The organism is Sphingobacterium litopenaei, assembly GCF_014692495.1.
Classification (GTDB): Bacteria; Bacteroidota; Bacteroidia; order Sphingobacteriales; family Sphingobacteriaceae; genus Sphingobacterium; species Sphingobacterium litopenaei.
Window position 1 is genome coordinate 120,829 of record NZ_JACOIJ010000007.1, and the last position, 14,793, is coordinate 135,621.

A 14,793-nucleotide genomic window follows, 5' to 3' on the forward strand; every position below is an offset into this window, starting at 1 on the left:
TAAACGTATGATAAGTATCAGAAAAAATATATGTATTGTTTTATCATTAATTGGACTAGGTCTCCAATCATGTGATAAATTAGATATGGCGCCAACAGATAGTATTGATCCAAGCAAAGCATTTCGAAATTTGGACGATGTGAATATGGGCGTTTTAGGAGCTTACGCTCCACTTTCAACAACTTTGTTGGAAGCAGGTGCAATTGTGTCAGATGAAGTTTTGTTGCCAACAGAAAATACAGTTTCAAATACTGCTTTACACCGTTGGATGTATAACTCTAGCTATGGATCTGTAACTTCTGCATGGAATGAATATTATGTTGTAATTGATCGTGTTAACCATGTCCTTGAAGCATTGCCAAATATTACGGTAACAGGAAATAATCAAATTTTAAAAAATCAATATGAGGCAGAACTTTTGGCTTTGCGGGCATACAGTCATTTTGAACTGTTGAGAGGATATGCTTCTTCGTATGATGCAGAGGGAATGGGGGTTCCGTATATGAAGGCAAGAGCATTAGGCTATCCAGCTCGACCAACTGTCAAATCCAATTATGAGGATATCAATGCAGATCTACAAGCTGCAAAAGATTTAATGCCAACATCTTTTACAGAGAATATACGAATTACTAAAACAGCTATATCTGCAATTCAGGCACGAGTTGCATTATATGCAAAGAATTGGCCAGATGCAATTAAGTATGCGTCTGAAGTAATCTCAGCAGAGCCTCTCGCACCTAAAAATGATTTTCCGAAAATTTGGGTAGACAACAGTAATTCAGAGGTTGTTTGGAAATTAGCTAGAGTGATCGGAGATTCTCGTCTTGGAGCTGCGTTTTATAGAGAAGCCGGTGGAATAGTTTTATATGCGCCATCTTCTAAATTAATTAATACCTTCAATAAGACAGATGATATTCGTTACGCTGCATATATTAAGGATGATCCTTCACGTGTTGGTCCTCCTCCAAGTATAAAATCACAATATTTGGTGAATAAATATATCGGTGGAAATACCACAAACCCAGGTTTGACAGATGTTAAGATTTTCCGTACAGGAGAAATGGTTCTGATCAGGGCAGAAGCTGAGGCCGAAAGTAATAGTGCTACAGGATTAACTAATGCTGCAAATGATCTTAATACATTACGTAGAGAGCGTATTCATAACTATGTGAATCAGACATTCTCATCGAAGCAGATTTTATTAGAAAATATTTACAACGAAAGATTTAAAGAATTGGCTTTTGAGGGACATCGTTTTTATGATTTAAAACGCTTAAAGCTTCCGGTGGAGCGATTAACCCAAGATGCGGCAAATACTTCTGGTGCTGTAAAATTAGAACCTACGGCGGCACAATACTGTTTCCCAATTCCAAATGACGAGATGGCTGTAAACAAAAACATGGTTCAAAATCCAAAATACGGAAAGGATTAACATGATAAAATTAGTAGGGATTATAGCATTGTTGTATGGATTTACTAGTTGTGGTAATAAGGAACTACCGAATCCATTTGACCCCAATGCACCCAAACCAACTTCACCATTAGCACGTCCGTCATCGTTAGGTATATTAGGAGACACTACTGATGTAAAGACAATTACTAAAGGAGGTGTGGTCATCATGGGAGGCGGTACCGATGTTGATGCAGCTTTCAAGTGGATGATCGACCGTAGTGGAGGTGGTGACGTAGTTATTATCCGTGCAACTGGAACAAATGCATACAACGATTATGTAAATCGTCTAGGTAAAGTGAATTCAGTGGAGACGCTAAAAATTGATTCGCGCAAATTGGCCGATGATGATCGTGTTGCTGGTATCATTAGAAATGCGGAGATGCTCTTTATTGCAGGAGGCGATCAGGCTGATTATGTGGGCTATTGGAAGGGCACAAAAGTTATGCAAGCGATTAATTATCTACTTGCTGATAAAAAAGTACCTGTTGGAGGAACAAGTGCGGGGGCAGCCATTCTGGGTAATTATTATTTCGGAGCTGATCGCGGAGGAGTAGATTCTGAGGAAGCGCTAAGTAATCCTTATAATACAAAGGTGTCTTTGGGAAAAGATGATTTTCTTAAAGCACCATTTATGAGTAACATTATTACAGATCAGCATTTCGCACAGCGAAATAGAGAGGGCAGATTGACCGTATTTCTTTCTAGAATATTGAAAGATTGGGGAAAGGCAGCTAATGCGATTGCGGTAGATGAACGTACCGCAGTATGTATTGATGAAAACGGAGTCGCTGAAGTTTTTGGGTCTAACAATGCTTTTTTTGTTAAATCAGATATTACGAAACAGCCAGAATCGGTTTTGAGCGGTGTTCCACTAACTTGGGATCATTCCGGAAAAGCATTACAAGTATTTTCTGTTTCAGGTACAGAAAGCAATAATAAATTTAATATGAATACATTCCAACCTCAAAGTTCATCCTTATATAAAAGTGCTTGGTGGTCCGTGGTTGCGGGTGGTTGGAAATCGGTTCAATAAACGATTATATATATGAAAGGTATTTTAAAATATGTGATTATAGGTTTTATAATTCAATCATTTTATGGTTGTAATTCTAAAACTAACGAGAGCGAAAATGATAATAAAATCGTTTTGGTAATTCATGGTGGTGCTGGAACGATAGAAAAGAAGCATATGACTCCTGAAAAAGAGAGATTGTATCATGAAGCATTGACAATGGCACTGCAAAAAGGTTATGATGAGATAAAATCAGGGAAAGAAGCATTAGATGCAGTTCAAGCAGCAGTTAATGTCTTAGAAGATTCTCCATTATTTAATGCAGGTAAGGGAGCAGTATTCACAAATGAAGGTAAAAATGAATTGGATGCTTCAATAATGGATGGCGCTACTTTGAAGGCCGGTGCTGTTGCTGGTGTATCAACACTAAAAAATCCAATTAATGCAGCACGTGCTGTGATGGAGAAATCTGAGCATGTGATGATGGTAGGCAAAGGTGCAGAACTCTTTGCGTTATCTCAGGGCTGTGATACGGTATCTCCTTCTTATTTTTACACCAAGGAACGTTGGGAACAATTAGAACGTACAAAAAAGGAGGAGGAAGAGGGCAGAGCTGCTTACAACTTTAATCCTCGTGAAAGTATGATTGCAGGGGTAACGAGCGAAGATAAAAAATTCGGAACTGTAGGAGCTGTCGCTTTAGATCAGAAAGGGAACTTAGCTGCAGGAACATCCACTGGAGGTATGACAAATAAGCGCTATGGCCGTGTAGGCGATTCTCCAATAATTGGTGCAGGTACTTATTGTAATAACGCTACTGCAGGGATATCTTGTACAGGTTGGGGGGAATTTTATATACGAGAAGTGGCTGCACATCGTGTTTCTAACCTAATTGAATTAAAAGGATTATCAGTGGTTGATGCGACCAAACAGGTAATTGGAGAAATTGGGAAACTTGGTGGAGACGGAGGTATTATTTCTTTAGATAAAAATGGAAAAGTAGCGATGGAGTTCAATACTTCGGGAATGTACCGCGGTACTGTGGATGAAAAGGGTAATATATCAATTTACATTTATAAATAATCGAATGGCAAGAGTAAGTATAACTGGATTTTTATTGCCTATCCTGATAATGTTTATGTCTTTAGCTCATGCCCAGAAGGGTAAATTATTCATTATCGGCGGTGGAGAAAGATCCTCAGCTTTAATAGCAGATTTAGTGAAAACATCAGAATTACGTTCGACGGATTATATAGTAATATTGCCAATGGCTACAAGTGTACCTGAAGAATCTATTGCATATATCAGTGAACAGATTTCCGAATTCTCTAATAATAAGATTGTAAGTTTCAATTTTTCTAAAGAACAAGCCAATAACAATACAAATTGGATCGATTCCGTGAAAAATGCCCGATTGATTTATGTAACGGGTGGCGATCAAAATAAATTTATGGAGATAGTTCGCGATTCTAAATTATATGAAGCTATGCATGAGGCCTATCGTGATGGTGCGACCATTTCTGGTACAAGTGCTGGAGCCGCAATCATGTCCAAAGTCATGATTACTGGTTCACAAAAGCAAGACTCAAAAAGTGATTCATTCCGTGAAATAAAAGCAGATTATGTAGAGGTTTCCTCTGGAATGGGATTTTTGAAAAATGTAATTATTGATCAACATTTTATAATTCGTAGCCGATATAATAGATTGCTAAGTGTGTTATATGATCATTCTGATAAAACAGTTGTTGGGATTGATGAGGGTACAGCATTAGTAGTTTCTAAAAATAAGGCCCGCATCAGTGGTGATAGCCAGGTACTCGTGGTGAACAATCCTAAAAACAAAAAAAATATGCCTAATGGAAAAGTCTCTTTTCAGCAAGCAAACTTATCGATTTACGTCCACGGACAAGAATTTAAATTAAAAAACTAATTATTTAACATATAACTATGAAAAGGTTTTTACTACTAGCTGGATGTATTATCAACATAATGTTGATAGGTTCGTGTTCCGGTGAAAAATATAATTTCGACGATTTGCCTCGAGCAGTGAAAAGTTACTTCACAATATCGAACGTTGAGCTTAATATAAATGAAGCTATTTTATTCAAGAACGAGTCTGAAGATGCGACAACCTATCTTTGGGATTTTGGTGACGGTACGACTTCATCCGAAGCAAATCCTTCCAAAATATATACAGTACCAGGTATGTATACGGTTAAGCTAAAGGCTATTGGCGATGGAGGGACTGGTAATTATTCACAGGATATTGCTGTTATTGATCCTAATGTGGTCATAGAAACGGATAATGAGTTATATTTTATAGAATATAATTCTGATCTTATCAGAAAACTATCCTTAATTCCAGGTTCTAATGTTGAGACCGTGGCTAATATGTCAGGAAAAGGTGGTCATGGAATGACTTATGATCATGTAAGCAATAAGATCTATTTTTGTGATTTTGAAAATACCAACAACGGTAAGATTTTGCGTATGAATCTAGACGGAACTAACATTGAAGAGGTGTTAACAGGTTTAGGATCTCCTTATGGGGTAGCGATCAATTATGCAGAAGGTAAAATGTACATTGCAGATGGTGCAAACGTTTCAAGAGCTAATCTCGATGGAACCGGCTTTGAAAAGCAATTTGTAAATATCTCAGGTGGTGCTATGCGCGCTGTTGGATTCAGTACAAAAACTAACCTTATTTATTTTTATGAAGTCAATGATGAATACATGTATGTAGCAAAACCTGATGGTACAGGGGTCGAGCAGTTAATTGAAGGAGCGTACGGATATGGCTTGTATATTGATGATGTGAATGAAAAAATCTATTATGATGATCGTAATAATGCGGGATTAATGCGCGCTAATTTGGATGGTACTAATCCCGTGAAAATTGCTTCCTTTTCTGGAAATCGAGGCGGTTCTGGGATGGCAGTTGATCATGATGAAAATAAAATTTATTGGTCAGAGACAAATTTAAACAATATCAAAAGAGCTAATTTGGATGGTACAGAACCTGAAACTGTTCGCTCAGGACTTAGTAATCCTAGAGGAATGTTTATAAAACATTAGAATATAGCTAAAGAAAATAAAGAGCCAATCATTTGATTGGCTCTTTGAGTTTATAAGAGTTGTGCAATAATAATATCGCAAGTAAATTGGTAATCCTTTTCTATTCCGTATTTTTGCATCGATGAATAAAATAATCCTTAATAAAGGCAAAGATAAAGCCGCTTGGCAATTACACCCTTGGGTGTTTTCGGGTGCTATTCAGCAAAAAGTCGGTAAGATCAAAAGTGGTGAAGTCGTAGCGGTTTATAATTTTGACGATGAATTTATAGCTTACGGCGTATATAATAATGGTTCTCGTGTGGCCGTTCGTTTATTGGAGTGGAATCCTGCAAACGAAATCAACGAGAATTGGTGGCGTCTAAGAGTGCAAAAAGCTGTAAATAATAGAAAACATTTATTGAAAGCTGACAATGATACGGTTCGTTTGATTTTTGCGGAAGCGGATTTCTTACCTGGATTAATTGCGGATAAATATGCGGATTTTATTTCTATTCAGGTGCATGCTGCTGGTGTAGAGCAGGTAAAATCAATTATCGTGGATGAATTGGTGAATCTTCTTTCGCCTAAGGGAATCTATGAGCGTAGTGATTTAAAATCACGTGAACATGAAGGTTTGCCAGATACTAACGGATTATTGTGGGGAGAAAACCCACCTGAATTCGTGGATATCGTTGAAAATGGAATCCATTACAAGGTAAATATTGTGGATGGTCAAAAATCAGGATTCTACTGTGATCAACGTGAAAATCGTTATTTAACAGCTCAATATGTCAAAGGAAAACGGGTGTTGGATTGCTTTTGTTACTCTGGAGGATTTACACTGAATGCATTTCGAGAAGGTGCAAATGAAGTGGTTTCCGTGGATAGTTCCGCTCTAGCGATTGAGACATTGAAAAGTAATGTGATTCATAATAAGTTTGATGCATCAAAGCATACAGCAATTCAATCGGATGTGAATAAGTATTTACGTTCTTTAGGCGAACAAGGAGAGAAATTTGATGTGATTGTGTTGGACCCACCCAAGTACGCACCTTCACGTTCCACATTGGAAAAAGCTTCTCGTGCTTACAAAGATTTGAACCGAAGAGGTTTGTTATTGTTAGAGTCTGGGGGATTGCTAGCGACGTTCTCGTGTTCTGGTGCGATGGATATTGATACCTTCAAGCAAGTGATTGCTTGGGCGGCGTTAGATGCAGGGAAGGAAATACAGTTTATAAGACAATTTACGCAACCCGAAGATCATCCCGTACGGGCTTCTTTTCCAGAAGGAGAGTACCTCAAAGGATTATTGGTTCGCGTTTTATAAGATTTTGGCTTTCTGAAAAGGAAGCCATTTTACTAACTATTTATGCAAAATACATCGTCATCAAGACCTATATTTTCTATTTTATTTGCAGTCAGCTTTGCACATTTATTGAATGATTTGATTCAAGGGGTGTTGCCCGCAGTATATCCATTATTGAAAGATGAACATCACTTGGATTATGGGCAAATTGGAATGATTACGTTTGTTTATCAAATGTCTGCATCGATATTTCAGCCTGTAGTAGGTGCATATACCGATAAGCGTTCACATCCCTATTCACAAATGTTGTCCATGAGTATTCTCATTGTTGGGATGTTAATGTTTGCAAACGCCTACAGTTATCCAATGATTCTTTTTTCTGTTTTTATGGTTGGAATAGCCTCGTCCATATTCCATCCTGAATCGTCAAGAATAGCTTTTATAGCTTCATCAGGACAACGCAGTTTGGCGCAATCCATATTTCAGATCGGAGGAAATGGCGGAATGGCTTTAGCTCCTATTGCAGTTGCTTACATTGTTTTACCTAGAGGTCAATGGGCTTTGATGTGGTTATTGGTCGTTCCGATAATAGGTCACTTTGTGGCATTTTACATTGGGACTTGGTACAAGAAAAGATTAATTCGACAAGCAGGTACATCTAAAAAAGTTGTAAAAGTGCCAGACTTACCTAAAATCAAAATAGTCATATCCGTGATAGTTTTATTGTTGCTTATTCTTTCAAAATATTTTTATGTATCGAGTATTACGAATTTCCTACAGTTTTATGCGATTGAAAAATTTGTAATAACTGATGTAAAAGCTCAGGTGTTTCTTTTTTATTTTCTGATAGCTATTGCTGTTGGTACGATGTTAGGGGGAATTTTTGGTGACCGTTTTGGTCGCAAGTATGTGATTTGGTTTTCGGTATTGGGCGCAGCTCCTTTTACATTAGCGCTTCCTTATGTTGGATTGACCATGACAGCCGTATTTATTGTCATTATTGGGCTTATTTTGTCTTCTGCTTTTCCTGCTATTATTGTGTATGCTCAGGAATTGTTGCCTAAGAAATTAGGAATGGTTTCGGGATTATTCTACGGTTTTGCGTTTGGAATGGCGGGTATAGGTTCGGCATTATTGGGATATTTAGCTGATAAAACTTCAATAGAACATATTTACCATATATGTTCGTATTTGCCTTTGATCGGGGTGATTGCCGCGTTGTTGCCGAATTTGCAGCGAATAAATTATGTAGAAGAATCATAAAATAAAATAGCGCTTTCAAAAAAGAAAGCGCTATTTTATTTTACCATCTAATCAAAGCGGAGCCCCAAGTAAATCCTGCGCCGAAAGCAGCTAAACAGACAATATCTCCATCTTTAATTTTGCCTGCTTCCCAGGCTTCACATAATGCGATAGGGACAGAGGCTGCAGTTGTATTTCCATACTTTTGGATATTGTTGAATACTTTATCATCGGATAAGCCTAATGTTTTTTGTACAAATTGTGAAATACGCAAATTGGCTTGATGCGGTATTAACAAATCGATATCTGCAGGAGTTAAATTATTCTTGGCTAACGCCTCACCAATGACTTCAGGAAATTTAGCTACTGCTTTTTTGAATACAGCTTGACCATCCATTACAGGAAAAGCTGTGCCATCTTCCAACATTTTGGGTGTCATTAATAATCCACCCAATTCTTGATCCGGCCATTCGGGCTGTTCTTCTAGCCAAATTCCGCTCGATGCCCCTGGGTAATACATGGCTAATTTCTCCGCGTCCGCTCCATCCGAATGAAGATGCGTACTTAATATTCCTTTATTAGGCTCTGTTGTTGGCTGAACGACTACAGCACCTGCACCATCCCCAAAAATTACGGAAACAGCACGGCCTCGTGTAGAAAAGTCCAATGCAAATGAATGTTTTTCAGACCCCACAACCAGTACATTTTTATACATCCCAGTTTTTACAAATTGATCGGCAATGGATAAAGCGTATACAAAGCCCGAACATTGGTTGCGAATATCCAAAGCACCAATTTCTCCCATACCCATTTCGCGTTGCAACAATACAGCACAGCCAGGGAAATAATAATCAGGAGATAAGGTAGCAAAAACAATAAAGTCAATGTCTTTTGCTGTCACCCCAGCACGTTCTATGGCTATTTTAGAAGCTTCGATAGCCATAGTAGTGGTCGTTTCACCAATTCTATCAGCATATCTACGTTCTTTAATACCTGTTCGTTCTTGAATCCATTCATCGCTGGTCTCCATGAAGCGTGTTAAATCGTTATTTGTATATATATTTTTGGGAACGTAATAGCCTATACCAGCAATCTTTGATTGATACATAATAAGTTTAATTTTTTATAATTAGTTATCGCAAAAGCGTGTTAAAAATACAGTTTTTTTTGAAAAATAAGCTACTTTTGTAGCATGAGTGTTGAGACCACACAAGAGACCTATACCCTAGAGGAAATTTTGGCATCTGTCAAAGAAAGCCACCGACTTATCCTATGGAATGATGAAATCAATACGTTTGATCATGTTATTTATTGTTTGATGCATCATCTGCAATATACCGAAGGAGAAGCAGAGCGTATTGCCTGGAAAGTACACAATGAAGGTAAATGTGCTATTCTAGAAGGTTCCTTTACAGAAATGGAAATATACCGCAAAATCCTAAAAGCCGAAGGTCTTACCGTTTCTGTCGAATAAGTTACTGCTTGGTAATATTGCAGTTACGAATGTTGATGTTGAATTAATAATCTACATTTTTGTAGGCACAAATTCAATAAACAACATGTATTTGAAAAGAATCTATCTATTATTGCTGTTACTACCATTTTATACAATCGCACAACAGGGCAACCTAAAAGTTCAAGTAGTTCAACAAGAAAATAAGCAACCTATCCTGGGAGCGTCAGTTACTGTCGTAACCAACACTTCAAAAGCTCCGATCAAGGGCCGTCAAACAGATAGCAAAGGTATTGCTCTCATTGAGTCGATTCCATCTGGCACGTACAGTTTACAGGTAACCTATGTGGGTATGCTCAATCATGAGCAAGCTGATATCCTAATTTCCGACAACAAAACACTAGACTTAGCAATCGTAGAATTGAAAGAAGCGGGGAAGCAACTTGAAGAAGTGCTAGTACAAGGTCGCACAGCAGATTTGCAGCTGGGTATTGACAAAAAAATATTCGATGTATCGCAAAGCCTTGTATCCGTAGGCGGTACAGCTCAAGATGTTTTGGGAAATGTTCCTACGCTTCAGGTGGATGCTGATGGTTCGGTTAGTTTACGTGGATCTTCTAGTGTGAAGATTTTAATCGATGGCAAAGAATCGGCGATGGCAGGTTCGGATGTGAATAAACTATTACAATCCTTACCAGCAGATGCAGTCTCTAAAGTCGAAATTATCACCAACCCTTCTGCTAAGTATGATGCGGAAGGACAGACGGGGATTATTAATATCGTGTTGAAGAAAAATATTCGCACAGGGCTAAATGGAAATATTAATGTTTCTGGTGGTAGTTATGATAATTACAGCGCTGGTATAACCTTAAATTATAGGGACAATAAGTTTAATTATTTTGGGAATTACAACTTCCGACATGGACGAAATTTAGGTGATGATTTTACCAAAACTATTAGTCTTATTAATGGGGTGCAAGATCCTAACGGTTTGACGACAGAAACTACAAACGAATCTTTTCGAAAAGGAATTAATAATTCTGTTCGTCTGGGGATGGATTATTATGCAACAGATAAAACGACTTTAAGCCTTGCTGGAAATATCAGTATACGCGATAATAATAGAGGGGAAGATTTATTTTATAAATCTTATCGTGGTCAATCAACACCAATAGTTACGCCTAGAACATCTCGTCAACAGGAAGATGATTTTGGGTATGATCTGATGTTTGATTTTAAACGAATATTGAAACGAGAAGGAGAAGAGATTACCGCAAACGTTACATATGGCAATGATAAAGAGGATGGAACGAATGATTATATTCAAGAAAATCCAACTTTTATCAGCAAACGATTCAATGAAACAGGCGAAAAAGGGCAGAACTGGAACTTTCAGTTGGATTACCTTTTGCCTTTAGGCGAAAACCATAAGTTCGAAGCGGGCTATCGTACCATTTTAAGATCATCAAATGATTTTCAGTTTTCGGATACATTAAAAAATGAGGCTTGGGTACCAGATTATGCTGTGTCGAATGAATTTGAAATGAAAAGTGGTGTGCATGCTTTGTATGCTAATTATCAACGGATGTTGGGCGAAAAAATAGGTCTACAAGTTGGTTTACGTGCCGAAGATGCATTTTTAAATACCGAGAATAAAAGCATTGACCCAGATAGAGTTGCTAATGGAGATCATCTTGCGAAAGGGAATTTGGATTACTTCAGAATATATCCCAGTGCCTTCTTGACGTATGAGGTCAATGAAGAAGGTGATAAAGTGCAGATGTCTTATTCCAGACGTGTTCAACGTCCACGCGGATGGCAGGTGAATCCATTTGTCAGCTTGTCTGACCCACTTAATATTTGGCAAGGAAATCCAAATTTGATGCCTGAGGACATTCATTCGATGGAATTAAGTTTTGCAAAATTCTATAGTAAATGGAATTTCATTACTACGGCCTATTTCCGTCGTGTGAATGATATGACACAGCCGATTCAATTTGATGAAAATGACCCTATTGCAGCTGAATATTTAGCAGGGAAAGAAAATGCGACCTTCTCTCGTTGGGAAAATGTAGGATCTCGTAATAATGCAGGTTTAGAATTGATTTCCAAAGTCAATCTATTTAACTGGTGGGATGCTACAGCGAATGTCAATGTGTTTTATCAACGTGTTAACCCGAATACGCAATATAATATCAACCAAGTAGAGAATGTGGCTTGGAATGCAAACTTAACAACGAATGTTAAATTCACATCAAAAACTTCTTTACAAGTAAAAGGAGATTACCGTGCGCCAATGAAGACCTTACAGGGTAAAATGAAAGAAATGTACGCTGCTGATGTGGCTTTGAAGCAAGATGTTCTAAAGGGTAAAGGAACGTTGATGTTTAATGTCCGAGACGTATTCAATACAAGAAGATTTGGAGGTGAAACGTATTTACCGACACGATATTCTGATTTTCAGCACCGTTGGTCTAGACGAACTTTTAATATTTCTTTATCTTATCGATTTGGTGTTCAAGACTTTATGAAGTCTAAGCGAAGTGACGATCAGATGGAAGATGCAGGGGAGGGCGGAGGTTATTAATACCTGTATGAATAATATTACATGGAATTAAAGACTTATTTTTCTAAATTTAGTTGATTCAAATTATAAACTATGATAAAGCACATATTACAATCTACTTTAGCACTATCGTTGATATTTTCATCAGCATGTGCTCAAAGTAAAAACACAGCTGAGACAGTGAAAGAACAACCAGGAGTTGAAGAATTGAAACTGCCAAGGGTAGATCTTAATTCCTTAAAGAAAAATAAAAAGGGAGCTTATATATTGTTTGATGGTAGTTCATTAAATGGATGGAGAGGTTACAACAAAGAAAATGTTCCAAGTAAATGGATAATTGAAGATGGGGCTTTGAAGTTTTCAAAGAACCCTGGCGTTGCGAATCCTGAAGGTGGCGACATTGTTTTTGCTTACGATTTCAAAAATTTTGAATTAGAGTTTGAGTGGAAAATTTCGGAAGCTGGTAATTCTGGAGTATTCGTTCTTGCAAAAGAAATAAAAGGACAACCCATTTATATATCTAGTCCTGAATATCAAATTTTGGATAATGAAAAGCATCCGGATGCCAAAATGGGCGTGGACGGAAATAGAAAGTCTGCTTCATTGTACGATATGATTCCTGCGAAGCCTCAAAATGCTAAGCCCGTAGGTGAGTGGAATAGTTCTAAAATAGTGGTAAAAGGAAATACGGTACAACATTATCAAAATGGTGTGAAAGTAGTGGAATATACTATCCGTACGAAAGAATGGACAGATTTATTGCAAGCTAGCAAGTTCAGCAAAGAAAAATGGCCTGTAGCATTCGAGTTATTGAATAATGTTGGTGGTGCTACCAAATCAGGATTAATTGGTTTCCAAGATCATGGTGATGATGTGTGGTACCGTAATATTACAGTGAAAGTATTAAAATAATGAAATTAAATACTAAAATTTTTAGAGAGAGCATTTTGTGCTCTCTTTTTTGTTTGATCAGTTTGTCTGTAGCTATAGCTCAAACTAAAAAATATTTCAATCCTTTAGATCAAGAGGCAGTGCAAGGTCGTTTACAATTATTAAACACGGAGAAAGATTACGGTCGTTTACCTGTTGATGCAAAATCAAAAGTTAGAGAACCCGTTTGGTATTTAGGTACTAATTCCGCTGGTTTGTATGTAGAATTCGAAACCAATGCGGACACAATTCAAGTTCGCTATAAAGTAAAAGGTGTTCTGAATATGCCGCATATGCCTTCTATTGGAGTTAGTGGGGTGGATTTGTATTCTTTTGATAAGGTAGCTAAAGAATGGCAATGGGCTTTTGGTCAATATAGTTTTAAAGATACAATTACATACAATTTCAATAATATTGGTGTAAATACAAATCATACTTATCGACTGTATTTGCCTCTTTATAATTCTGTAGAATGGCTAGAAATCGGCGTTGGGAATGCAAAAGACTTTAAATTTGTGAAAAATAATACGAAGCCAATTATCGTCTACGGTACATCTATTGCACAGGGAGCCTGTGCCACCAGACCTGGTTTAGCGTGGACAAATATTGTGGGGCGCCACTTTTCTAATGAAATAATAAATTTAGCCTTTTCTGGAAATGGAAGATTTGAAAAACCTCTTTTGGATCTTATTAATACTGAAGATGCTGCCGCCGTCATATTAGATTGTATTCCGAATTTGGCTATTACGAAAGACCGTTCTGAAGTTCAACTGGATTCTATAATTAGGAGTGCTGTGCAGTCCATTCGCAAATTACATACTTTAGTGCCGATTATCTTAGCGGAACATAGTTCTGCCTATACACCAGGTTTTCAGAATATTCATACAATGGAAGAATATGGGAGATCTTCAAAAGTAATTTTTGCTACCTATAAAAAATTAAAAAAGGAGGGGCTTCAAAACCTATATTTTGTTTCAGCTAAGGATTTTGGATTAGATATTGAATCTACCGTGGATTATGCACATCCTAATGATTTGGGAATGATGAAAATTGCAAAGGCATATAATGAAGTTTTGCGAACTTTTCTGAAATGATGTATAAAAAAAATAGGTTTGTAATCATTTTTTAAAAGATGATTACAAACCTATTTTTAAAATTTTCAATTATTCTTGAATTCTTATACCATATATCCTGCCTTCTACATCAGTAATTGTCCAACGCGTAGAAGAGAATACCAGTGTATTAATGCCATTAGGTATTAATCTAGCTAAAGGGTTAATTGTTACATCAGGTCTGATAAACAACTCTCTCAAATTCTCAGACATACGTTTTCTACCAAATAATCTTACATTACCAAACTGATCAATTGTCAATCTAACTACTGGAATTTCTTCACGTGGACGAGTTGCTGAGCCTTCATTAATTCTATATATTACAGATATTCTTGGATTGCTGCTCGGAATATCTCGGCTGCCATAATATGTCAAATCACTAAAATAAACATCGTGCAACGGGAATCCTTCAAAGTTAAGTTCTCTACTAAATAAATTTTGTCCATTAATATTTAAATTAAATGAATTATCTAAATTCCAAATGTCGATTTGTGCTCCAAAAGTAGGATTTTCCAGTTCTAAGGTGACAAAAAAGGAATGATTGCTGTCCAAAACGTTCATCCAAGCATAATCAACGTAGCCTCTATCTACAACGACCACACAGCCTTTAGGAAATGAAATAGTCTTGGCGATTTTAGATTCATGTTGTTTACCATCTGTGATAT

At 37.2% G+C, this 14,793-nt stretch carries 12 protein-coding genes and 1 pseudogene; 11 read left to right on the top strand and 2 right to left on the bottom strand.

All coding sequences use genetic code 11. The annotated features are described in order from the left end of the window. Positions 1–7 precede the first annotated feature (7 nt). The 7 genes from H8B04_RS05870 to H8B04_RS05900 all read left to right on the top strand — a co-directional run bounded on the left by H8B04_RS05870 (position 8) and on the right by H8B04_RS05900 (position 8,088). Positions 8–1,432, top strand: a complete 1,425-nt coding sequence (locus tag H8B04_RS05870) for a RagB/SusD family nutrient uptake outer membrane protein (protein WP_165291696.1) — start codon at positions 8–10, stop codon at positions 1,430–1,432. A 1-nt stretch (position 1,433) separates the two neighbouring features. Beyond that, the gene (locus H8B04_RS05875) at positions 1,434–2,486 is read left to right on the top strand and encodes a cyanophycinase (RefSeq protein ID WP_190301738.1); all 1,053 of its coding nucleotides are present in this window, start codon (positions 1,434–1,436) and stop codon (positions 2,484–2,486) included. A 12-nt stretch (positions 2,487–2,498) separates the two neighbouring features. After that, a complete protein-coding gene (locus H8B04_RS05880; protein ID WP_190301739.1) occupies positions 2,499–3,548 on the top strand; it encodes an isoaspartyl peptidase/L-asparaginase family protein in 1,050 nt (349 codons plus the stop codon). Positions 3,549–3,552: 4 nt separating this feature from the next. Continuing rightward, positions 3,553–4,395: a cyanophycinase gene (locus H8B04_RS05885; RefSeq protein ID WP_165291693.1), complete on the top strand. Its 843-nt coding sequence runs from the start codon at positions 3,553–3,555 to the stop codon at positions 4,393–4,395. 17 nt (positions 4,396–4,412) lie between these two features. Next, positions 4,413–5,540 carry a PKD domain-containing protein gene (locus H8B04_RS05890; RefSeq protein ID WP_190301740.1) on the top strand — a complete coding sequence of 376 codons (1,128 nt, stop codon included), beginning with the start codon at positions 4,413–4,415 and terminating at the stop codon, positions 5,538–5,540. A gap of 121 nt (positions 5,541–5,661) precedes the next feature. After that, positions 5,662–6,846 carry a class I SAM-dependent rRNA methyltransferase gene (locus H8B04_RS05895; protein WP_165291691.1) on the top strand — a complete coding sequence of 395 codons (1,185 nt, stop codon included), beginning with the start codon at positions 5,662–5,664 and terminating at the stop codon, positions 6,844–6,846. 42 nt (positions 6,847–6,888) lie between these two features. Further along, the gene (locus H8B04_RS05900) at positions 6,889–8,088 is read left to right on the top strand and encodes an MFS transporter (RefSeq protein ID WP_190301741.1); all 1,200 of its coding nucleotides are present in this window, start codon (positions 6,889–6,891) and stop codon (positions 8,086–8,088) included. Between the two features lie 40 nt (positions 8,089–8,128). Here H8B04_RS05900 and H8B04_RS05905 read toward each other — a convergent pair whose 3' ends face one another. Beyond that, complete coding sequence (locus H8B04_RS05905) at positions 8,129–9,175, bottom strand: 3-oxoacyl-ACP synthase III family protein (protein WP_165291689.1); 1,047 nt, start codon at positions 9,173–9,175, stop codon at positions 8,129–8,131. Positions 9,176–9,259: 84 nt separating this feature from the next. On the opposite strand from H8B04_RS05905, the gene H8B04_RS05910 reads away from it, so the two are divergent. The 4 genes from H8B04_RS05910 to H8B04_RS05925 all read left to right on the top strand — a co-directional run bounded on the left by H8B04_RS05910 (position 9,260) and on the right by H8B04_RS05925 (position 14,110). Beyond that, positions 9,260–9,541: an ATP-dependent Clp protease adaptor ClpS gene (locus tag H8B04_RS05910; protein ID WP_165291688.1), complete on the top strand. Its 282-nt coding sequence runs from the start codon at positions 9,260–9,262 to the stop codon at positions 9,539–9,541. A 91-nt stretch (positions 9,542–9,632) separates the two neighbouring features. Next, complete coding sequence (locus tag H8B04_RS05915; RefSeq protein WP_165291687.1) at positions 9,633–12,107, top strand: outer membrane beta-barrel family protein; 2,475 nt, start codon at positions 9,633–9,635, stop codon at positions 12,105–12,107. A 72-nt stretch (positions 12,108–12,179) separates the two neighbouring features. Further along, a complete protein-coding gene (locus tag H8B04_RS05920) occupies positions 12,180–12,998 on the top strand; it encodes a 3-keto-disaccharide hydrolase (protein ID WP_165291686.1) in 819 nt (272 codons plus the stop codon). A 62-nt stretch (positions 12,999–13,060) separates the two neighbouring features. After that, positions 13,061–14,110 carry an SGNH/GDSL hydrolase family protein gene (locus tag H8B04_RS05925; RefSeq protein WP_223815291.1) on the top strand — a complete coding sequence of 350 codons (1,050 nt, stop codon included), beginning with the start codon at positions 13,061–13,063 and terminating at the stop codon, positions 14,108–14,110. 69 nt (positions 14,111–14,179) lie between these two features. Here H8B04_RS05925 and H8B04_RS05930 read toward each other — a convergent pair. Next, a pseudogene (locus H8B04_RS05930) lies at positions 14,180–14,793 on the bottom strand (hypothetical protein); the annotation flags it as partial.